The 20,002-nt window shown below is 69.9% G+C and carries 14 protein-coding genes and 4 pseudogenes; 11 read left to right on the top strand and 7 right to left on the bottom strand.

Annotated elements, in window-relative coordinates:
- The first annotated feature begins 49 nt into the window (after positions 1 to 49).
- Complete coding sequence (locus K3N28_RS19060; RefSeq protein ID WP_374209834.1) at positions 50 to 1,477, top strand: glycosyl hydrolase family 18 protein; 1,428 nt, start codon at positions 50 to 52, stop codon at positions 1,475 to 1,477.
- A gap of 65 nt (positions 1,478 to 1,542) precedes the next feature.
- On the opposite strand, the gene K3N28_RS19055 is transcribed toward K3N28_RS19060, so the two are convergent.
- Entirely contained in the window at positions 1,543 to 1,890 is a 348-nt protein-coding gene (locus K3N28_RS19055) for a DoxX family protein (RefSeq protein WP_228094337.1), read from the bottom strand.
- A gap of 104 nt (positions 1,891 to 1,994) precedes the next feature.
- Between K3N28_RS19055 and K3N28_RS19050 the strand changes: the two genes are divergently transcribed.
- A complete protein-coding gene (locus K3N28_RS19050; protein ID WP_228094336.1) occupies positions 1,995 to 2,885 on the top strand; it encodes a LysR family transcriptional regulator in 891 nt (296 codons plus the stop codon).
- Positions 2,886 to 3,129: 244 nt separating this feature from the next.
- Positions 3,130 to 4,038, top strand: coding sequence for a non-homologous end-joining DNA ligase (gene ligD, locus K3N28_RS19045; protein ID WP_228094335.1), 909 nt, complete (start codon positions 3,130 to 3,132; stop codon positions 4,036 to 4,038).
- On the opposite strand, the gene K3N28_RS19040 is transcribed toward ligD, so the two are convergent.
- Positions 4,035 to 5,186, bottom strand: coding sequence for a serine hydrolase (locus K3N28_RS19040; RefSeq protein ID WP_228094334.1), 1,152 nt, complete (start codon positions 5,184 to 5,186; stop codon positions 4,035 to 4,037). The genes ligD and K3N28_RS19040 overlap by 4 nt on opposite strands.
- Before the next feature lie 89 nt (positions 5,187 to 5,275).
- On the opposite strand from K3N28_RS19040, the gene K3N28_RS19035 reads away from it, so the two are divergent.
- Positions 5,276 to 6,427, top strand: a complete 1,152-nt coding sequence (locus tag K3N28_RS19035) for a S9 family peptidase (RefSeq protein WP_228094333.1) — start codon at positions 5,276 to 5,278, stop codon at positions 6,425 to 6,427.
- Positions 6,428 to 6,605: 178 nt separating this feature from the next.
- Here the strand turns inward: K3N28_RS19035 and K3N28_RS19030 are convergent, their stop codons facing one another.
- Positions 6,606 to 7,028: a Rid family hydrolase gene (locus tag K3N28_RS19030; RefSeq protein ID WP_374209833.1), complete on the bottom strand. Its 423-nt coding sequence runs from the start codon at positions 7,026 to 7,028 to the stop codon at positions 6,606 to 6,608.
- 90 nt (positions 7,029 to 7,118) lie between these two features.
- Between K3N28_RS19030 and K3N28_RS19025 the strand changes: the two genes are divergently transcribed.
- Complete coding sequence (locus tag K3N28_RS19025) at positions 7,119 to 7,616, top strand: MarR family winged helix-turn-helix transcriptional regulator (protein WP_228094331.1); 498 nt, start codon at positions 7,119 to 7,121, stop codon at positions 7,614 to 7,616.
- A gap of 502 nt (positions 7,617 to 8,118) precedes the next feature.
- On the opposite strand, the gene aac(3) is transcribed toward K3N28_RS19025, so the two are convergent.
- Positions 8,119 to 8,934 (bottom strand): aminoglycoside 3-N-acetyltransferase, encoded by an 816-nt coding sequence (aac(3), locus tag K3N28_RS19020; protein WP_228094330.1) that lies wholly within the window; start codon positions 8,932 to 8,934, stop codon positions 8,119 to 8,121.
- Between the two features lie 1,415 nt (positions 8,935 to 10,349).
- Here aac(3) and K3N28_RS19015 point away from each other — a divergent pair.
- Positions 10,350 to 10,640 (top strand): hypothetical protein, encoded by a 291-nt coding sequence (locus K3N28_RS19015; protein ID WP_228094329.1) that lies wholly within the window; start codon positions 10,350 to 10,352, stop codon positions 10,638 to 10,640.
- Positions 10,641 to 11,467: 827 nt separating this feature from the next.
- Here K3N28_RS19015 and K3N28_RS19010 read toward each other — a convergent pair.
- A complete protein-coding gene (locus K3N28_RS19010) occupies positions 11,468 to 11,959 on the bottom strand; it encodes a hypothetical protein (protein WP_228094328.1) in 492 nt (163 codons plus the stop codon).
- A 452-nt stretch (positions 11,960 to 12,411) separates the two neighbouring features.
- Between K3N28_RS19010 and K3N28_RS19005 the strand changes: the two are divergent.
- A pseudogene (locus K3N28_RS19005) lies at positions 12,412 to 12,702 on the top strand (histone-like nucleoid-structuring protein Lsr2); the annotation flags it as partial.
- Positions 12,703 to 12,880: 178 nt separating this feature from the next.
- Positions 12,881 to 13,672: pseudogene (locus tag K3N28_RS19000) on the top strand (IS5 family transposase).
- A 5-nt stretch (positions 13,673 to 13,677) separates the two neighbouring features.
- On the opposite strand, the gene K3N28_RS18995 reads toward K3N28_RS19000, so the two are convergent.
- Entirely contained in the window at positions 13,678 to 15,153 is a 1,476-nt protein-coding gene (locus tag K3N28_RS18995) for a PLP-dependent aminotransferase family protein (RefSeq protein ID WP_228094326.1), read from the bottom strand.
- 63 nt (positions 15,154 to 15,216) lie between these two features.
- Between K3N28_RS18995 and K3N28_RS18990 the strand changes: the two genes are divergently transcribed.
- The 3 genes and pseudogenes from K3N28_RS18990 to K3N28_RS18980 all read left to right on the top strand — a co-directional run.
- Entirely contained in the window at positions 15,217 to 16,641 is a 1,425-nt protein-coding gene (locus tag K3N28_RS18990; RefSeq protein ID WP_228094325.1) for a pyridoxal-dependent decarboxylase, read from the top strand.
- Positions 16,628 to 17,521: an NAD(P)-dependent oxidoreductase gene (locus K3N28_RS18985; protein WP_228094324.1), complete on the top strand. Its 894-nt coding sequence runs from the start codon at positions 16,628 to 16,630 to the stop codon at positions 17,519 to 17,521. The genes K3N28_RS18990 and K3N28_RS18985 overlap by 14 nt, the downstream gene beginning before the upstream one ends.
- 296 nt (positions 17,522 to 17,817) lie before the next feature.
- A pseudogene (locus tag K3N28_RS18980) lies at positions 17,818 to 18,645 on the top strand (sigma factor); the annotation flags it as partial.
- Between the two features lie 905 nt (positions 18,646 to 19,550).
- Here K3N28_RS18980 and K3N28_RS18975 read toward each other — a convergent pair.
- Positions 19,551 to 19,964 (bottom strand): annotated as a pseudogene (locus tag K3N28_RS18975) (transposase); the annotation flags it as partial.
- Between the last annotated feature and the right edge of the window lie 38 nt (positions 19,965 to 20,002).

Genomic DNA, 20,002 nt, shown 5'->3' with positions numbered 1-20,002 from the left:
AGTCTCTTTACCTTTGGGAGGAACATTGAGACGACTGAAGACGCGGCGGATGATCGCCACGCTCACCGCGGTTCTGGCCGTGGTCGCGAGCGGCTTGATCTACACCGTCGCCAACCCCTTCAGCGCTTCCGCCGAGACCGTCTGCTCCGCCGAATGGCGGTCATCGCAGGTCTACGTCGGTGGCGACAAGGTCAGCCACCAGGGCGTGGAGTACCGCGCCAAGTGGTGGACCCAGGGCGAGGAGCCCGGCACCACCGGCCAGTGGGGCGTCTGGGAGTCCCTCGGCGCCTGCGGCGGCGGCACCGACCCGACCACCGCCCCCACCGATCCTCCGACCGACGAACCGACCGGCGACCCCGGCGAGAGCGGGAAGATCAACGCGGCCTACTTCACCGAGTGGGGCGTGTACGGCCGCAACTACCACGTCAAGAACATCGTCTCCTCCGGCTCCGCCGAGGACCTCACCCACATCGTGTACGCCTTCGGCAATGTCAAGAACGGACAGTGCACGATGGATGACTCGTACGCCGCGATCGACAAGGCGTACACCGCCGCCGAGTCCGTCGACGGCGTCGCCGACACCTGGGACCAGCCGCTGCGCGGCAACTTCAACCAGCTGCGCAAGCTCAAGGAGATGTACCCGCACATCGAGATCCTCTGGTCCTTCGGCGGCTGGACCTACTCCGGCGGCTTCGGCCAGGCCGCGCAGAACCCGACGGCCTTCGCCGAGTCCTGCTACAACCTGCTGCACGACCCGCGCTGGAACGGCGTGTTCGACGGCATCGACATCGACTGGGAGTACCCCAACGCCTGCGGCCTGACCTGCGACACCAGCGGCACCAACGCCTACCCCTCCCTCATGAGCGCCCTGCGCACCAAGTTCGGGAACGAGCTGGTGACCGCCGCGATCACCGGCGACGGCACCTCCGGCGGCAAGATCGACCTCGGCGGCTACGGGGCCGCGGCCCAGTACGTCGACTTCTACATGGTCATGACCTATGACTACTTCGGCGCCTGGGACGCCGACGGACCGACCGCGCCGCACGCGCCCCTCAACGGCTTCACCGGCCAGCCGACCGCCGGCTTCGACGGCGCCACGGCCATCGCCAAGCTCAAAGCGCTGGGCGTGCCGTCCGAGAAGCTCCTGCTCGGCTTCGGCTACTACGGCCGAGGCTGGACCGGCGTCACGCAGTCGACGCCGGGAGGCTCGGCGACCGGCGCGGCGCCGGGCACCTATGAGGCCGGGATCGAGGACTACAAGGTCCTCGTGAACGAATGCCCCGCCACCGGCACCGTCGGCGGCACCGCCTACGCCTACTGCAACGGCGAATGGTGGAGCTACGACACCCCGGCCACGATCGCGACGAAGATGGCCTGGGCGAACAGCCAGGGCCTCGGCGGCGCGTTCGCCTGGGAGCTCTCGGGCGACACCAGCAACGGCGCGCTCGTGAACGCGATCGCCGCCGGGCTGGACTGATCCCGGAAGGCTGACCCCACCGGTCGGCGGGACTCGAGCTGCCGAGTCCCGCCGACCGCCTCCTCTCAGGCGGCGATCATCAGCCAGAGCACGGCCACGCTGAGCGCCAGGAACAGCAGCGGCCCCGCGAAGTTGTGGAACACGCGTTCGCGGAGGTGCAGCGCGGTCGCCAGGACGAAGAACACGACGAGCCCGGCCCCGGCGGCGATCCCCAGCGGCCGCCAGACCAACCCGATCGCCAGCCCGACCGCCGCCGCGCCCTTGACGAAACCGAGGAACGGCAGCCACGAGTCGGGCACCCCGACCGCACGGGAGTTCCGCTTCACCCACTCGGCCCGCATGAAGTTCGCGACGGCCTCGACCGCGTTGCACAGGGCGGTGACGAGAGTGACGACGACCAGCGCGACGACCATTGCAGCGGCTCCTCAAGACAGTCCCGGCGGCCGTTCCGCCGAGTCACTCCAGTCTCGGATGCCCCTCTCGCGGTGTCCAATACATGCGTCGATAACCTCCGGTTATGGATGTGGACACCCGACTGCTCCGCTACTTCCGAGCCGTCGCCGAGGAAGGCAACCTCACCCGCGCGGCCGCCCGGCTCTACGTCTCCCAACCCGCGCTGACCAAGCAGATCCGGCAACTGGAGGAGCGGCTCGGCGCGAGGCTCTTCGTCCGATCGAAGTCGGGCATGGCCTTGACGGGACCCGGGCAGGCGCTGGCTGCGGCCGTGCCCGGCGTCCTGGGGAGCTGGGTGGAGGCCGAACGCGCGGTCAGGGCCGCCGAAGCCGAGAGGACCCGAGTGCTCCGCATCGGGTTCCTCGCCAGCGCCGCGAACGAGAAGACCCAGGACGTCATCGCCGCGTTCCGGGCGTCGCGGCCCGGCTGGCGGGTGGAGATGCGCCAGGCGAGCTGGGGCGCGCCGATCGAAGGCATGGTCTCAGGGGAGGTCGAGGCGGCGTTCATGCGGCTGCCGTTCCCGAGCCGGGAGGACTTCGCGCTGCTGCCGCTGCTCACCGAGCCCCGCTGCGTCGCGATGGCCGCGAACCATCCGCTGGCGCAGTCGGCGTCGCTGCGGTTCGAGGACCTGCTCGACGAGCCGTTCGTCGCCGCCCCGGGAGCGACCGGCGCCTTCCGCGACCACTGGATCGCGGCCGAGGCCCGCGGCGGTCGCCCGGTGAGGATCGGCGCGGTCACCGAGCACCCGGACGACTGGCTGAGCGCCATCGCGAACGGCGACGGCATAGCGCTGGCGCCCGCGAGCGCGGCCCGCTACTACGCGAGGCCCGACATCGCCTACCGGGAGGTCGAGGGCATCGCCCCGAGCACGGTGGTCCTGGCCTGGCCGAATACGGCACGGCCGACTCCGGCGTTGGCCGACTTCATCGCCGCCGCCCGAGAAGCCGCGGACTGAGCGGCGGCTCAGGCCGGAACGGTGTCCACGGACGCCCGCACAGGTCCGCAGCGCACCCTGGGGCGACCCAGGGCGACCGCCTCGCGGGTCCCCTTCGTCGGAAGCCCCTGCTCGACCGGCCGCTGACCTGCACCCCGGCCCCGGACGGCGGCTGCGGGGATCCGCTCACGTCCTCCGGGGCGTCCGTTTCCGGGTGCCGCCAGCCGGGTACCTCCGCGGGTACGACTTCCGGGGGGTGAGCCATATGGCGGCGGAGACCATGCAGGTCGGCGGCCACGACATCAAAGTGTCCAACCTCGACAAGGAACTCTTTCCCGAGGGGCATGTGAGCAAGGGCGACATGCTCGACCACTACCGGGCGGTCGCCGACGCGATGCTCCCGCACCTGGCCGGGCGGCCGCTGACGCTGCGCCGCTACCCGGACGGCATCGGAGAGGCCGGCTTCTTCCAGAAGCACGCCTCGGACTACTTCCCCGACTGGGTCCGCGTGGTCGACATGCCCCAGGTCGACGAGGGCTCGGTCAACCACGTCGTCTGCGACGACGAGGCCACCCTGCTCTACCTCGCCAACCAGGCCACCATCGAGTTCCACGTCTGGCTCTCCACTGTGGACGAACCGGACCACCCCGACCGTCTCGTCGTCGACATCGACCCGCCTGACGGCGTCCCGGTCTCGACGCTGCGGGACGTCGCCCGCCGGGCGCGCGACCTCTACGCCGACGTCGGCCTGACGCCGTTCGTGCAGGCCACGGGCGGGCGCGGCTTCCACGTCGTCGCGCCGCTGGACCGCTCCGCCGACTTCGACGCCGTCCGCGACCTCGCCGACGCCATGGCGGACCGCCTCGCCGCGGCCGACCCCGACCGCCTGACGACCGCGCAGCGCAAGAACCGCCGCGGCGACCGGATCTTCCTGGACGTCAACCGGAACGCCTACGGCCAGACGTTCATCGCCCCGTACTCGCTGCGCGCCCGGGCGGGCGCGCCGGTGGCGACGCCGCTGGACTGGGCCGAACTCGGCCGGGCCGAGCCGAACGGCCACTCGAGCACCTCCATCCGCAAACGCCTGGCGCAGAAGACCGACCCGTGGGCCGACATCGACGACCACGCCGCCTCGGCGGCCGAGGCGCGGGAACGCCTGGACGCCCTGCGTTAGGCGGTGGACCTGGCCGCCTCGATGACCTCGACGCAGACGCCCGGCAGCCCCTGCTCGTCGATGCTCGCCTGGGTCAGCACCACCACCGTGCGGTCGACGTGGGGCAGGTTGATCCACACCGACCCCAGGCCGCCCTCCCACATGTACGAGCCGTCGTCGAGGACCGAGACCCCGTAGCCCCAGGCGCGCCCGTCGAGGAAGCTGAACCCCGGCCACGCGTTCGCGTACTGCTCCGGCGTGAGCTGGTCCCGGATCATCTCGGCCGCGGTCGCCGGCCGCAGCACGGGGTCGCCGCCGCGCATCAGCATGCGTCCGAAGGCGAGCAGGTCGTCGGCCGTCGAGAGCAGCCCCGCGCTCCCGTCGGGGAAGGCCGGCTCGACCGCCCACTGCCCGTCCGGCGGGTCGAAGACGGTGAATTCGCCGCGCTCCCGGAGGTACGCCGTCGGCAACCGGGACGGGTCCGAGGCCCAGAACGCGGTGTTGTCCATGCCCAGGGGCGCGAGCACCCGCTCCCGCAGGATCTCGTCGAAGGGTCTGCCGACCGCCCGCGACATCAGGGCCACCAGGATCTGCGTGCCGGTGTTGTACAGCCACATGTGGCCCGGCTGGGCCACGAGCGGCAGCTCGCCGAGCCGCGCCGTCCACGTGCCCGCGTCCGGCATGCTCGCGGGCTGCGGCGGCCCGAACGTGTGCAGGTCCCGCTCGACCGCGGCGGTGAAGATCGGCCACGGGTCGTCCGCCGTCAACATCGCGCCCTCGAGCCCGAACCCGCACGTGAACGTGAGCAGGTCGCGCACCGTGATCGGGCGTCGCGCCGGGACGGTGTCGTCGAGCGGGCCGTCCGGATTCCGCAGCACCCGGCGGTCCGCCAGCTCCGGCAGCAGGTCGTCCACGGGCGCCTCGAGATCGAGCACACCGTCGTCCACCAGCGCGAGCGCGGCGACCGCCGTGATCGGCTTCGTGTTCGAGCTGATCCGGAAGAGCGTGTCACGCCGCATCGGCGCGCCGCCGAACGCGAGCGAGCCGGCGGCCGCGACCCGTGAGCCCCGGCCGTCGGCCACGCCCGCGACGACGCCGGGCACCTGCCCGCCGTCCACCGCGCGTTCGAGGATGCCGTCGAGCCATGCGAATTCGTCTCGCTCCGTCATGTCCGCAGCCTATACGCGGGCCCGCGGCACCGTGTGTCCGCGCCGACTAGGATCGAGCGGAATGCCCCTTTGACCACCGAGGACACGCCGTGACGACAACCGTGGAAACCGAGGCCCCGGCCCGCAAGCGCCGCCGCTGGCTGCGCCCGCTCATCATCGCGCTCAGCGTGCTCCTCGTGCTCGCCCTCGCCGGGCTCGGCGGCGCGGGCTGGTACTTCTCGGGCGAGGTCCTCAAGGTCGAGCACGGCGAGGACGCCTATTCGCTCACCGTCGAAGCCGTCGACGAGACGACCGTGACCCTCCCGCTCGGCTCGGCCACCGAACGGCCCGGCACGTGGGGCCTCCAATGGGAGGACGGCCAGGCCGTCGTCGGCGAGATCATCACCGCCGACGACGACACCGTCACCCGCGCCCTGGAGGCCGTCCTCTACGGCGACCTCACCGCGGGCACCGCCGCCCGCATTGAGAAGTGGACCTTCCGCGACGACCCGAAGACCGGCCTCGGCCTCGACTACTCCACCGTGGACATCCCCACCGACCTCGGCGACATGCCCGCCTGGCTCGTGCCCGCCGAAGGCTCGACCTGGGTCGTCACCGTCCACGGCCGCAACGCCTCCCCGGCCGAGACCCTCCGCGCCGTCGGTACCTACCACGACCTCGGCCACCCCGTCCTCGCCGTCACCTACCGCAACGACGAAGGCGCGCCCGACGCGCCGAACGGCCTGCACAGCCTCGGCGAGCACGAGAGCGACGACGTCGTGGACGCCGTCGACTACGCGCTGGCCAACGGCGCGGAGGACGTGATCCTGCACGGCTGGTCGATGGGCGGCGCGACCGTCGCCGTCGCCGCGCGCAAGCTCGCCGACACCGACGCGGTGCGCGGCATGGTCCTCGACTCGCCCGTCATGGACTGGAACTCGACCCTCGACATGCAGGCCGCCGACCGCGACGTCATCGCGCCGATCACATGGGCGGCCAAGCGGATCGTGGAATACCGCGCGGACATCGACCTGGACGACCTCGACCAGCGGAACTTCGCCGACGAGTTCGACATGCCGATGCTCCTGTTCGTGGACACCGCCGACGAGACGGTCGACCACCGCGCGACCCTCGAGTTCGCCGAACTCCTCCCGCCGGACCGCACCACCGTCATGGAAACCGCCTCGGGCCACACCGCCTCCTGGAACGAGGACCCGGCCGCGTACGAGCAGACCCTGACGACCTACCTGTCCACGCTCTGACATGCGAGCCCTCGGCCCGTTCGCGGCACACCTGCCCGAGGGCCGGCGCGGAACCCACGCGAAGCTCGCGGACGACATCGGCGCACCTCGGCTTCCCGGCCGCGGGGGAGTGGTGCGCTGCCTCCAGCAGTGAACCGCCGTCGGCGCGAGCCCGCCCGGGCTCGCGCCGACGCGCGTGTCAGTCCGTCCGGTTCAGGACGGCGGTCACGCGGATCTCGACGCGCATGCCGCGTGCGCCGAGGGCGGCGACGCCGGTCTGCGTCCAGACGGGCGCCCGGCCGCCCATGCGCCTGCGGAACTGCTCGGCCATGACCCGGGTGGGGCGCTCGCCGATGAACTCGGGGTCCTCGGGAAGGTGGTAGGAGTTCACGTGGACGACGTCGCGCCAGGTCGCGCCCGCCGCGGCGAGGGTGCGCTCGACGTTGTCGAAGGCGCGCACGATCTCCTCTTCCAGATCCTCGGGAAACTCGATGTCGTCGTTCCAGCCCCCCTGCCCCGAGATCTCGACGCGGTCGCCGATGCGGACCGCCTGGCTGTAACCCAGCAGGTCGTACAGCTTCTCGCCGAACCCGGGGGTCACGAAGAATTCCGGCTCGCCCATGGCATTCCCTTCAATTGACTTCATGATTGAAGTAAAGCTATCAGCATTCACTTCAAGCGTGAAGTCATGCTCCCTCGGTATAGTGCCGCCATGGCCAGCATCACTCCGGAACCCGACGGGCGCTCGAACGACGAGCCCCGGTGGCTCGACGCGGCCGAGAAGGAGGCCTGGACCGGCCTGGCCTCGCTGATCCTCCTGCTGCCGGGGCGCCTGGAGGCGCCGCTCCAGCGCGAAGCGGGCCTCACCCTGTTCGAATACCTGACCCTCAGCCACGTCTCAGAGGCCCCGGACCGCCGCCTGCGGATGAGCGAACTCGCCTTCCTCGCGGGCGGTTCCCTCTCCCGTCTCTCGAATGTGGTCAAACGGTTCGAGCAGCGCGGCTGGATGGAACGCTCGCCCGATCCCGACGACGGCCGCTACACGATCGCGAGCCTCACCGACGCCGGGTACGACGTCGTGGTCGCCGCCGCGCCCATCCACGTCCGCGCCGTCCGCGAAGCCGCCCTCGATCGACTCAGTGCGACCGATCAGCAGGCGCTGGCCCGCATCGCCGCCAAACTCGGCGTCCGCCCCGTCGACCTCGCCTGAGCCGCGAGCGATCGAGCTCCGGATCGCATCGGCACTCCGGCCTTCCTGCTCCGCAATGGGGCGGAACCGCACGTCCGCCGCCGCGACCGGCGCATCGCCGTGAACGTGCCGGAGGCGGATCGGATGCCCGCCCGGATGCCGTCGCCGAGCAGGATCGGCGCGATGCGCAGCCGACCTCGTCGACCAGACCGTGTTCGCGGGCCTGGCGGCCGCTCGCGGGGGAGAGGATCCCGAGGTTCTTCCCGAGGGCGGCCTCCAGGCCGACGCGCACCGCCTCGGCGACGTCGCCGCTCAGGAACGTCACGCCCTCGGCCGGTGCGGCGTCCACGGGGATGATGCGTGAGGATGCAGAGCGGCCGCTCCCTCGCCCCGCCGAACGGGACGGGTCGAGACCCAGCCGCCGAGCACCGCGCCGGCTCCCTGACCGTCTTTGGCCCGCGCTCGAAACCAAGGCGCCGACGCCCGCAGCACAGGCCTCGCTGCAGTTCGATCTCCCGGTGTCTCAGCCTCCGTAGCGCTCTTCCAGCCACCTCACGGCGAACGCGACGACGTCCGCCGCGTCCACGAGCACGCTGTCGGCCTCGCCGACCGTGCCGCGCCGGCCGGCGCCCGTCGCCAGGTAGTCCTCCACGATGAGCCGGAAATAGTCCTCCGGCGGCCCGGCGACGACCGGGTCGCTGGTGTCGTACTCCTCGACGAGGCGCCACTGGGTGCCGTCCGGCGTCGCGAGCGGGTACTCGATCTGGACACGGCGCTTGTCCGGGAGATCGGCCAGATGCTCGGCGTGATGCAGGATCGTCATCGTGTCCAGCGGCGCGCCGGCCATCAGCACCCGTCCGCCCGCCGCGGTCAGTCGTGCGAACGGTGATCCTTCGCCGTAGCCGAAATCGAGCGGATGGTCCGCGGTGAACTCCTCGGCGCGGGCCCCGATCGCCGCGACGGCGGCACCGGGGTTCCCGCTGCGACGCACGCCCGGGCGCGTGCCGATCACCGCCGCGAGAATGCCGTGGTCGCGTGCCGGTCGGGCCGTCGCCGGATCGTAGGGCGGCATGTGTTCGCGGTACGCCTCCAGCACGCGTCCCTCCTCGTCCCAGACATCGGCGTTCAGCTCCCAGTCCTGGTAGCTCAGGACCGTTCCCTCCGAGCCGATGACATCGAATACGGCATCGACGAGCGCGTCCGGACCGCCCAGGACCGTCCCGACGCTCCCGAACGCCGCATGGATCATCACCGCATCGCCGTCGGCCAAGCCGATCCGACGAAGGTCCTCGGCCAGACTCGACCGCGTCAGCACCGCCGTTGGATGAGATTCGCTCATCGTGACATTCTCACCGAACGCATCACCGCCACGACGACCGAGGTGCACCGGATCTCCTCGTAGCGAGCCCTCGGCGCGGCTGCTGTACCCCTGCTAGGGCCGTCCCAGAGGACGGCCACCGGGACGGCGCAGCTTGGTAGCCCACCCGTTCGGGAACCCAGCCGCCCACCCGAACCGCGCGCCTCTTGCCTGCGAAAACATGGATCCACCTGCGTTGATGACCTCACCCTGTCGGTACAACATGGTCCGGTCGACTTGGGCCGATTCCGGCGGAGCCGTGCCGAGTACGTGCCGAAGTTCTCCGCCGGTTACCCGCTCTCCTTGTGCTTGTCCGGTGCGCTGCGAAGGCGCCGAGGTCCGCATGGGGGATCCGATTCGCTCGACACCGTTGAACGTCCCGCGGTCGCACTCGGCGAAGTGGAAACCGCTGCGGTCGCCTATGCCGAACAGCAGCGTGCCGAGTTCACCCGCCGCATCCGGAAACCCGCGGCGATCCGCCGACCACGAGGCCGTACAAGATCCCATCAGGAGCCCACAGCAGACGAAAGAGGACCACGCGACCGAACGGTCGCCCCGCCACTGCACGGCAAGGGCGGTCCGGACTCCCGAAAGGCGACCATCATGGCCGTGACCGACGAGCGGGACCAACCGCCCGACTTCGGCACCATGCTTCAGCACGACGACGGTTCGACCATCGTCGCGCTCGACTTCGACGGGGTCGTCGACATCGGTGACGCCGACGAGTCCGACGACATCGAACTACACCCCGGCCAATGGCGAATACAGGTCAATGTCGACCACCCCGGCGAACCCAGAGCCGCGGAGATCTACCTGTCTCCAGCCCCCGAAGAGCCAGAACCTATCCACTGCAGACTGATTCGCCCAACGAAGTGCAGCTGTCGTGCTCAGTGTTGCGGCGTCGGTTGGCGGTCCAGGCGAAGGACTGCTCGACCATCCGTCCGCGGTAGCGCAACGAAGGTGGACCGGCCTGCGACCCCTGTCGACGATTTCGGCGGTCAGGTCGACGACGGGGCCGGCGAAGCCGCGCCGCGCCGGGGAGGACGGCAGCCGGGTCGTATCGCGTCGTGGGGAGTCCGGCGTCCTGGGCACACCGATACGGGAGGGTCGGCGGCGGTCGCCTCCAGCGGCGGAGAACGGTGCGTTCTCCGGCGCTGTCCGAAACCCGACAGTCAATCCTCAAAGGTCGTCGAACTCGACACCGGACTCGTCTCCGCGATAGGCAACCTCGCGGTTCTGGGCCGGGGTCGACTTGCAGACGGCGCATACCCGAGGGCACACGGATCGGACTCTGCCCGCCGAGATCAGAGAAAACCTGAAATATCTTTTAGGAACCAGTAGCTTTTGGATCAACAGCGTGGGGTTATCACCACATGGCAGCTAGCGAAAGGCGCATCATGATCCGCAAATTCACTCGAACGCTCGTCCTACTGGCGGCATCCGTGTTCGTCGTCGTCGGGACCATGGCACCGGCGAACGCCGGCGAGACGACCGGATCACCGGAGACGGAGCTGCTCAATATCGGCGGCTACAGCGACAACTACCGGGGACATCACGACGTCGGAAACCGCATTTACTGCCGGGACTACAAGGACGGGCTGCTCGACGGTCTGCTCGACGGATTCCTCGGGCGCGACTACTGCGACTATTACTACGACTACCCGGGTCACCACCGCGGCGGTCACTAGCTGAAATCCAGCCTTCTGCGCTGGAAATACCGCACTACGCCAACACTAGCGAAGCCTTTGCTCGACGGTCCTTTTCGCGATGCGGCATGGTCCTTCTGGCAATGGCTTCGCGTCTTTGATGTACGGCCCAGCGCTCTTCAGCGGCCCGAATCGGCCAGCGCGGAGACTCACAGCAACAGCGCGGTGAACACATAAGCTTGCGTTCGAACGTCTTGGTCTCCGCCGCAGAGCGTTTGGAAGCAGCATGCGGTGGATGGCGCATCGTCTTGGTGATGCCACGTGCTGTGCCCGCGGTTCCGGCGGCGCTGGCCGCTCAGCTTGGCCTCAGGCGTGCCGGGGGGCTGGCTCCCTCCCCGGCGACAGGGGACGCCGCGGCGGGGATAGCAGCACGGCATCTCCTGCCGGTCCCCTCCGCCATCTCCGGGCCCGGCTGCATCCGCGCTCCTCGTCCCCGTCCGCGGGGAACGGGTCGCGATCACCGGCTGGACCGGGTCCTGACCCGTGGTCGAACGCCGGTGGAGCCCCGCGGCCCGCCGCTACACCCGCCTCCAGCTCGTGCTCGCCACCCTGTGACGGCGCCACGTTCACCGATAGCGTTCAACGAGCCGCCGGATCACATCCGCGGACCCGCCGGGACCTTCGACCGCTACGTGTGGCGCACCCACCCCGAAGAGCACCGGTCGAAGCGGCGCGGACTTGAATGTGCACTCGTTGCGCCGCTACCTGCATCTCGCTTCCGCAGCCGTCAATATCATCGCTGGACAGGGGCACCTTCCCGGGGACGGTCACGGCCGCTCAAACCGCGAGCTGATTCCGCGCCGATGTGCTCAGGCGCATTCGTGGTCGCTCACCGTGAGCGAATGCAGAAACTCACGGAACTGCTCCGCGGCGTCGTTGTCGGGGAACCAGTCGGGAACGGTCCCCGTCGCCGGCTGCTCGAGGTTGTGCCCAGCATGGTGCGTCTCCTCGAACCGCAGGATGTCTCCCTCGTCATGGCAGTACATGCCGCCGCAGGACGGTACCCGCATGAGGAACCTGATGAGGGGCACGATCGCTTCGTCGGGCGAGAGCAGACCGTCGAGGCACTGCTGCGCCACCGCTTTGGCGCGAGCGAAAGCCGCAGCTGCCTTGGAGGGCAAAGGCCTGCCGGCCTCGGTGAAGAGCTGCGGAATGAGGGTGCGGATCTCGGCGCGGTCCTCGTGCCGCAGGCACGCCAGGTCGACCAACGCCGGCAGCATCAGGTCCTCGCTCAGCGCATGGGCAGCGGCCACGGGTACGTCCGCCCGCGGGTCGAAGTCGTAGTAGTGGTCCTCGCACATCCGAAGCAGGGCATCCATGTGGACACCATGCCCGGTGTGGGTGGGGGCGTCAACGACATTCCCGCAGCCGGGGCTTCATCGGAAGTCCGCGATGGCGTCGTCGGACTGTTCAAGTCGAGTGCGATGACCTTGTAGGCCACGATCATCGGCATCGTGCTCTGGTGAGCGTCGGCGGCCTTCTCCACAGTGCCCTTGATCCGCAGTGCCTCAGCACCCGACCAGACCGCCTGCGCGAACTTTGAGCGGCGAGTCTCGCGAGGGCTTCTGGGAGGAGCATCACCAATGCCGGCCCTCGCTACTATGCTCGCGGACGTCGCAACCGAGTTCGGACCTTGCGGCTCAACGACGACCGATGCACGGTATCGCCGTGGAATCCTCAATGCTCCTGTTAGGAAGATCTACCGTGGCGAAGCAGATCGTTGTCACCTTGACCGACGACATCGACCGCCGAGACGGTGGAGTTCGGCATCGACGGCTACCTCTGCAGCATCGATTTTTCGTCCGAGCGTGCCGAGAAGCTGCGCGACCGCTTGACGGCATACCGCGGGTTCGGACAGCGCTCGGCCGCTGCCACTCTCGGCGCGCCGATGGCGGCGAAGAGTGCGCCGAACCGAGGCGGCAAGGAGCGAAATCGCGCCATCCGCCCCTGGGGTGAGGAGCATCGCCTGCCGGTCGAGGTTCGAGGGAAGCTCTCGGATGAGGTGATCACCAAGTACGACGCTGCCCACACTGAGCCGGCTTAAGGCTTTGCCAGCGCTTCCGAACCTGTGCCGTCACCTCCCTGGAGGAAGTAGTGGGATGCCGTTCACGCAGGTCAGGTTGCGGTCTTAGAGTTCGTAACTATTTCGTTGGTGGCTCGTTCCTGCTGGTGTGAGGCGTGGGAAGCGTGGGCCACAGCAGCGCAAGAGCCGTGGGCCGCGGATTGTCGATGATGCGTTGTGGGCCAGGATCGAGCCGCTCGTTCCCAAGCGCGAGCGCCGAGCGGGCGCCCCGGGCAGGAAGCCGCTCGACGACCGGAAAGCATTGTGCGGCATCTTATTCGTCCTCTATACGGGCATCCAATGGCAATGGCTGCCGCAAGAGCTCGGCTTCGGGTGCGGCATGACGTGCTGGCGCCGGCTGCGCGACTGGCAGGGAGCCGGCGTGGGGGAGGCCCTCCACGGCGTCTTGCTCGATGAGCTGAACGGCTTCGGCGACCTCGATTTGGACCGGGTGGTGGTGGACGCGGCGCACCTGCGAGCGCTCAAAGGCGGCCCAAAACCGGTCGGAGCCCGGTAGACCGTGGCCGCACCGGCTCCAAACACCATCTCCACCGACACGAACGGCCTGCCTCTGGCGGTGATCCTGACCGGCGGCAACGGCAACGACGCCACCCAACCGGTACCCCTGATCGAGGCCATCGGCCCGACCAGGGGCAAGTCCGGCCGGCCGCGCAGCAAACCGCGGATCGTCCAAGCCGACCGCGGCTATGACCACGACAAGTACCGCGAAATGCTGCACGCCAAAGGGATCCGCACCCGGATCGCACGCCGCGGCGAGCCGCACGGCTCCGGGCTGGGTGTCACGCGCTGTGCGGTCGAACGGACGCTGGCGCTGCTGCATTGGTTCCGCCGCCTGCGCATCCGCTGGGAACGGCGCAGCGAGATCCACGAAGCCTTCCTTCATCTCGGTTGCGCACTCATCTGCTGGAGACGCCTCGAACAAATAAGTTAGGAACTCTAATACTGCTGCGGCCCGCTTTGGCGGTGATGCCGTCCTTGTCGCCGGTGTCGTTCCCAGATGTCCGAAAGCGCGGCCACCGCTGCCTCCAGGTCGGCCGGAGGCAGGAAGAACGGTATGCGGATCATGTCGACCGCGGTCCCCGGAGTCAGGGCGAAGGCATCCCCGGCCGCGACGGCGACGCCCTCGCGCGAGGCGAGTTCGGCGAAGTCCCGGGCGGTCGGCTGCGGCAGGCGGACCCAGAGATTCGGACCTCCGGCCGGGCGCTGGAACTCCCAGCCGAGATCGGCCGCTGTGATCGCCGCCGTCAGCGCGGCCAGCGATTCGCGCAGTCGCCGAACGCGCCAGGCGCCGGCGTCGCGGTAGTGGTGTGCGAGGAGCCAGGCCGCGGCGAGCTGCATCGGCGCGGCACCGCCCAGGTCCAAGGCGCGGCGGCGGGCTCGCAGGTGGGCGGCGAGCGTGCGGTTGGTGTGGATCCACCCGATCCGCAGCCCGCCCCAGAGCACTTTGGAGACACTGCCGACGGTGGTGACCGCTGCGTCGGGACGAAGCGCGGCGAACGGCGTCGGCGCAGCGTCCTCGCGGAGGTGCAGATCGGCGAGCACGCGGTCTTCCACGATCGCGGTCTTGGCGTCCAGTGCCGCTTCCAGCAGCCGTTCCCCGCCGACGTCGCCGATCGCGCGGCCGGTGGGGTTCTGGAACGTCGTGATGTAGGCGGCGATCGGACTCGTCGCCCGGATGAGGCGGGCGGCCGCCTCGACTCGCAGCCCGTCCTGGTCGACCGGCAGCGTGATCAGCTGGGCGCGCCCGCGACGCCGGAGTGCGTCGATGACCCCCGGGAAGGTCACCGCCTCGATCGCGGTCGGCCGCCTCGGCCGGTGCATCGCCTCGGCGACCAGTGTCAACGCCTGCTGGGCGCCGTTGGTCACGACGATCTCATCGGGGTGGGCGGCGATGCCGTCCCGGCGCAGATGCTCGGCGATGGCCTCCAGGAGGAGGGGGTGGCCACCGGGGTGGAGGCCGGTCTCCCGATAGGCGGAGTAGGGCATGAGCTCCGGGAGGCGGCCGAGCGCGTCGATCACCGCAGGCGCCGGGGTCGGACTGGCGGCGGTGAGGTCGAACCTGGGGCGGTCCCGGTCGACGAACAGCGCCGCGAGCGGGTCGGCCGCGGCCGTCGCGCACTCGGGGACGCGCGTGACCGCGCCGACGCGCGGTGCGGCGCCTTGGTTGCCGACGAGCCAGCCGGTGTCGCGGAGCTGCCGGTACGCGGCCGTGACGGTGTTGCGCGAGACGCGCAGCGCCAGCGCCAGCGTGCGTTCGGACGGCAGGCGGGTACCGGTCGCGATCGCGCCGGCTTCCGCGAGGGTGCGCAGCGCCTCGGCGAGCCGGAGGTACAGCGGACCCGGGCCGTCACGCCATGCGAAGAGCCGTGCCGCCAGGTGCTGCGCCGTCACCTGCCTGGTCAAATGTTGCATGATGCCAGTTTCGCATCAACTGGCTCTTGAATACCAGTGCCAGTCGATGCGAAGCTGACGGGCATGTCGCTTCATTCGCATGGCGTCGGACAGCAGAAGTCGTCACTCGTCCTCGAGGCCGCGCAGCGCGCGGCCGCGTACATCGAGTCGAGCCGTGAGCGCGGCGTGTTCCCGACCGAGGAGGCCCTGGCCGATCTGAAGTCGTTCCCGCGCGAGCTGCGCGACGGCCCGGTCCCGGCCGGCGAGGTGCTGGCGATGCTCGACGAGCTCGGTTCACCGGCCACTGTGGCCGCCACTGGGGGCCGCTACTTCGGATTCGTCAACGGCGGCACCGATCCCGCCGCGGCCGCGGCGGCCGTGCTGGCCGGCGCGTGGGACCAGAATGCCGCGCTGCCGGTCATGTCGCCGACGGCCGCGCTGCTCGACGAGATCGCCGCGCGCTGGTGCCTCCAGCTGCTGGGATTGCCGGAGACCGTGGTCGCCGCGTTCTGCTCCGGCGCCACGATCGCGAACTTGACCTGCATCGTCGCGGCACGGGACGCGCTGCTGCGCCGCGCCGGCTGGGACCTCGACCGCTACGGGCTCGCTGGATCGCCCCCGTTGCGCGTGGTCGCCTCTGAGGAGATCCACGCATCGGTGTCGAAGGCGCTGCGGGCGGCCGGCATCGGCACCGCGCAGGTGGCGTCCGCACCGACCGACGACCGCGGGCGCGTGCTCGTCGAGCGGTTCCCGCCGGTCGACGACCTGACCTTGGTGCTGCTGCAGGCCGGCAACGTCAACACCGGCCACAGCGACCCCTTCGGAGCGCTCATCCCGATGGTGCACTCCAAGGGCGGATGGGTGCACGTGGACGGGGCCTTCGGGCTGTGGGCGGGCGCCTCGCCGTCGCAGCGGCACTTGGTCGAAGGCGTCGACCTGGCTGATTCCTGGGCGAGCGACGGCCACAAGTGGTTGAACACGCCGTACGACTGCGGCATCGTGATCTGCCGCGACCCCGAGAACCTGCGGCGAACGATGGCCTTCCAGGCGGCGTACCTGGACGGTGACGCGAGACGAGTGGCCTCCGAGCTGGGACTGCAGATGTCGCAGCGCGCACGCGGCGTCGAAGTGTGGGCGGTCCTGGCCAGCCGCGGGCGCGCGGGTGTCGCCGAGATGATCGACCGGTCCTGCGGCCACGCCGCGCGGATGGCGGACATGCTCGAGGCGGCTGGAGCGCAGATTCTCGCACCGCAGGCGCTGAACCAGGTGCTGGTGCGGTTCGACGACGACGAGACGACCGATGCGGTCCTCGCCGCCGTGCAGGAGGACCGGACCTGCTGGGCCGGGGGCACCGTCTGGCGCGGGCGTCGTGCCATGCGCATCAGCGTCTGCGACGACTCCACGACCGCCGACGACATCACCGCCGCGGCACAGGCCATCATCCGATGCTGGAAGCGGCGCGGCGACGCGCCCGCACTCTCGACGAGGAGCGATCATGCGCACGAGTGATCAGGTCGGACCGGTGGGGTTCCTCGGACTGGGCATCATGGGGCAGCCGATGGCGCTGAACCTGGTGCGGGCCGAATTCGACGTCGTGGTGTGGAACCGCACCCGGTTCCGGTGCGACCCGTTGGCGGCCGCGGGCGCGACCGTCGCCGAGAGCTCGGCCGAGGTGTTCGCGGCTTGCCCGATCGTGGTGCTGATGCTGGCGGACGAGTCCGCCGTCGACGCGGTGCTGGACCGAGACGGCGGGAACCTCGAGTCGCTCGTCGAGGACCGCACGGTCGTGCAGATGGGAACGTTCGCGCCGGACTACTCCCGGAGACTCGCCGCGGAGGTCCACGCGGCGGGCGGGCGTTATGTGGAGGCGCCGGTCTCGGGCTCCCGGGGTCCCGCAGAGGCGGGCACGCTGGTGGCGATGCTCGCGGGCGAGCCGGACGCCGTCGCCGCGGCACTGCCGGTCGTGGCCGCGATGTGCGGGGAGCATTTCGCATGCGGCGAAGTGCCGAGTGCGTTGATGACGAAGCTGGCGGCGAACATCTTCCTCATCACGATGGTGACCGGGCTGGCCGAGACGTTCCATTTCGCGCGGGCCGGCGGCGTCGACCCGCACGTGCTGCGCGCGGTGCTCGACGCCGGTCCGATGTCGTCGCCGGTCTCGCGCGGCAAGGTGGCGAAGCTCGTCGAGGGCGACCGCGAAGCGCAGGCGGCGGTCGGCGACGTCCTCAAGAACAACGTCCTCATCGACGAGGCCGCGCGCGCCGACGGCACGGCGGTGCCGCTGCTGCGCCTGTGCCGGGACCTGTATCAGCAGGCGGTGGACCTGGGACTCAGCGGTGAGGACATGATCGCGGTCGCGGACGCCATCGCCGCGCGCGACCGCACCTGACCTCCGCGGCGGACGCCGGGCGCGGAAGGGTCAGTACACCGTTTCACCGACCCGCATCCCGGGCGTCGCCAAGCGACGAGCACGGTAGCGATCGGACGCCGGCGGGTGTGGCCGTCCATAGAATCGACGGCGGAGCCGCGGGGCATCGACCCTCGGGCCCGGCGACCACACGCCTCGTCATCGAAGTCCATACCGAACGGTTCGGTGCCGATGCTTCGGGATCGGGTCGCGTCCGCGGACCCTGCCGGAGGCACGGCTTGGCGGCGCCGCCGCGACCGTTCAGTTTTCGTGGACTGCTGCATGGGGGTACAGGATGTCATGGGAGGAGTCGGGCGCGGCTGCTGGAGGCCGCGCGCGTGGGCGATCCCGCCACCATCGGGGAGCTGGCCGGGCTCTTCCGTGTTGAGCTGCAAGCGTACTGCTATCGCATGCTCGGGTCGGTCGACGATGCCGACGACGTCGTCCAAGAAGTGATGGTGCGCGCGTGGCGAGCACTGGGCCGGTTCGAGGACATGCCGCCGGGGCCCGAAGACCGCCTGCTCGAGTGGGAGAGCGTCGAGACGGCGTTCGTCGCCGCACTCCAATGGCTGGGGCCGCGGCAGCTTGCTGTCCTGGTCCTACGCGAGGCCGTCGGATTTTCGGCACGTGAGGTGGCGGATCAGCGGGACACCACGGTCGCCCCGGTCAACAGCGCACTGCAGCGCGCCCGCAAGGCGCTCGACCCGCTTCGCGACGACACGAGTCAGCAGGCGGCCCTGCGGTTGCTGGGCGACGCCGCCGTGCGCGAGCCGGCCGGCCGGTACGCGGCCGCATGGGAGCGCGGTGACGTGGCGGCCATCGTCGCGATGCTGACCGAGGACGCCAAGTACTCGATGCCGCCGCTGCCCGAATGGTTTACCGGTCGCGATGCCATCGGTTCCTTCCCGCTCGATGCGGTGACGGCGGGCCCGTGGCGGTTCCTGCCGACGCGGGCCAACGGGCAGCTCGCCTTCGGCACGTACCGGTGGGATGCGGTCAGGTCCGTCCACATCCCCGCGGGGCTCGACGTCCTCACACTGCGGGGCGCGGCGGTCGCCGAGGTCGTCTCGTTTCTGGACGCGGACTTCGACCGGTTCGGACTTCCGGCGGTGATATCCGGGGCGACTCTGAGAAGACCCGGTCCGCGTCCGAGCAGAACCGCTCCAGATGCCCGAGGTTCTCGGGCATCGCGGCAGGCGATGGAGGGAACCGCCACAGGTAGCCCCCCGCAAGCGCCAGGGCGACCACTCCGGCGGTAACCATGCGCGCCCAGGACGGCGCCCTGGAGGTGTCACCGTTGACGAGGACACGCTTGAGCGAGCTGCGGGCGCTGAACGCGTTAATCGGTGTGTCCTCCGTCGTGCGGTGGTGTTTGTCGGTCCACCGTGTCGCGGGCTTGGGCGACCGCGTTGGTAGGCGGCTCCGGTGACGGTGACGATGGTGACCGGGTCCACCACGGTGGGTCGCCCGCATTCGGGTTCCACGCGAACGCCGCGCTCGTAGACGGGGATCCGCAGTCTGCCGTGGGGTCCGGGGACAGGCGCGCGGCGGTTGGAGGCCATGCCGAGCGGAATGAGCACGGCCGCCCACCGCAAGACGTCAAGCGCGTCCAGGCCTGCGGGTAGGAGGAGCAGGATGAACGTAGCCGCCCCTGAGGCGAGGACGATGGGAGCGGCCGTACCGCGATGCTGCCGGTGAACGCGCAGTCGGCGCCCCAGGTCGCCCGGCCGAACCGGTGCGGGTCCGTCAGCCGAGTCCTCTTGAGCCATCATCGGTCCGATCTGGAGGCAGTCCAGGGGTGGAATCGATGGTATCGACCGATCAGTCCCGAAGGAACCGAGTGTCCTCGGCCCAGGTGATTGAACATGCCTGGGAGACAATGATGTCCGGTCAACTTACGGGACAGCGTTCAGCCACACGCATCCGACTCGTATCGCTGTGCCTAAGGGCTGGCCCGGAAGTGGTTCTGGGCGTATGACCGAAGACTGAGTTCCTGCCGGTCGGGGGCGGGTCAGCTGCCGAGAGTGAGGTTGTAGAGCCGGGCGATGCCAGCCATGGCCTCGGCTGATCCGTCTCCGCGGAGACGGCAGTCGCGCAGCACGTTCCAGCGCTTCGATTTCGCGAAGGTGTGCTCGACCCGTGCCCTTACGTGGCGGTGCGGGGCGTTGTGCGCCTCTTTCCGTCCCGCCAGTGGCTCGTCTTTCTTCTTGCGGCGGGAGGGATGACCGCCCTGGTGCCCGGGTAGCCCCCATCGGCGATGACAGTGGCGGGGCGGGTCGCCTCGTCAACGCCGGACTCGCCGAACGCCTTGGAGTCGTTGCGGTTCCCCGGGCAGGGGCGTGCCGACGACGACCACGAGTTGGGTATCGGCGTCGATGACGACCTGGTGGTTGGTGGAGTAACGGTAGTTCTTCGACTCGTCCGCCGCGCTGATCACACCCACCACGCAGGCATGATCCCATG

Origin of the sequence: Glycomyces sp. TRM65418 (assembly GCF_019710475.1) — a bacterium.
Classification (GTDB): domain Bacteria; phylum Actinomycetota; class Actinomycetes; order Mycobacteriales; family Micromonosporaceae; genus Glycomyces.
The sequence above is the reverse complement of the archived record's forward strand: the minus strand, read 5'-3'. Positions and strand labels throughout refer to the sequence as shown.

Bases quoted from the DNA above. Each gene is read 5' to 3' on its own strand.
- K3N28_RS19030 (WP_374209833.1), bottom strand. From the start codon at position 7,028: ATGGGCGAGCCGGAATTCTTCGTGACCCCCGGGTTCGGCGAGAAGCTG.
- K3N28_RS18995 (WP_228094326.1), bottom strand. From the start codon at position 15,153: ATGCAACATTTGACCAGGCAGGTGACGGCGCAGCACCTGGCGGCACGG.
- K3N28_RS19010 (WP_228094328.1), bottom strand. From the start codon at position 11,959: ATGTGCGAGGACCACTACTACGACTTCGACCCGCGGGCGGACGTACCC.
- K3N28_RS19040 (WP_228094334.1), bottom strand. From the start codon at position 5,186: ATGACGGAGCGAGACGAATTCGCATGGCTCGACGGCATCCTCGAACGC.
- K3N28_RS19050 (WP_228094336.1), top strand. From the start codon at position 1,995: ATGGATGTGGACACCCGACTGCTCCGCTACTTCCGAGCCGTCGCCGAG.
- K3N28_RS18990 (WP_228094325.1), top strand. From the start codon at position 15,217: ATGTCGCTTCATTCGCATGGCGTCGGACAGCAGAAGTCGTCACTCGTC.
- K3N28_RS19055 (WP_228094337.1), bottom strand. From the start codon at position 1,890: ATGGTCGTCGCGCTGGTCGTCGTCACTCTCGTCACCGCCCTGTGCAAC.
- K3N28_RS18985 (WP_228094324.1), top strand. From the start codon at position 16,628: ATGCGCACGAGTGATCAGGTCGGACCGGTGGGGTTCCTCGGACTGGGC.
- K3N28_RS19060 (WP_374209834.1), top strand. From the start codon at position 50: ATGATCGCCACGCTCACCGCGGTTCTGGCCGTGGTCGCGAGCGGCTTG.
- K3N28_RS19025 (WP_228094331.1), top strand. From the start codon at position 7,119: ATGGCCAGCATCACTCCGGAACCCGACGGGCGCTCGAACGACGAGCCC.
- ligD (WP_228094335.1), top strand. From the start codon at position 3,130: ATGGCGGCGGAGACCATGCAGGTCGGCGGCCACGACATCAAAGTGTCC.
- K3N28_RS19015 (WP_228094329.1), top strand. From the start codon at position 10,350: ATGATCCGCAAATTCACTCGAACGCTCGTCCTACTGGCGGCATCCGTG.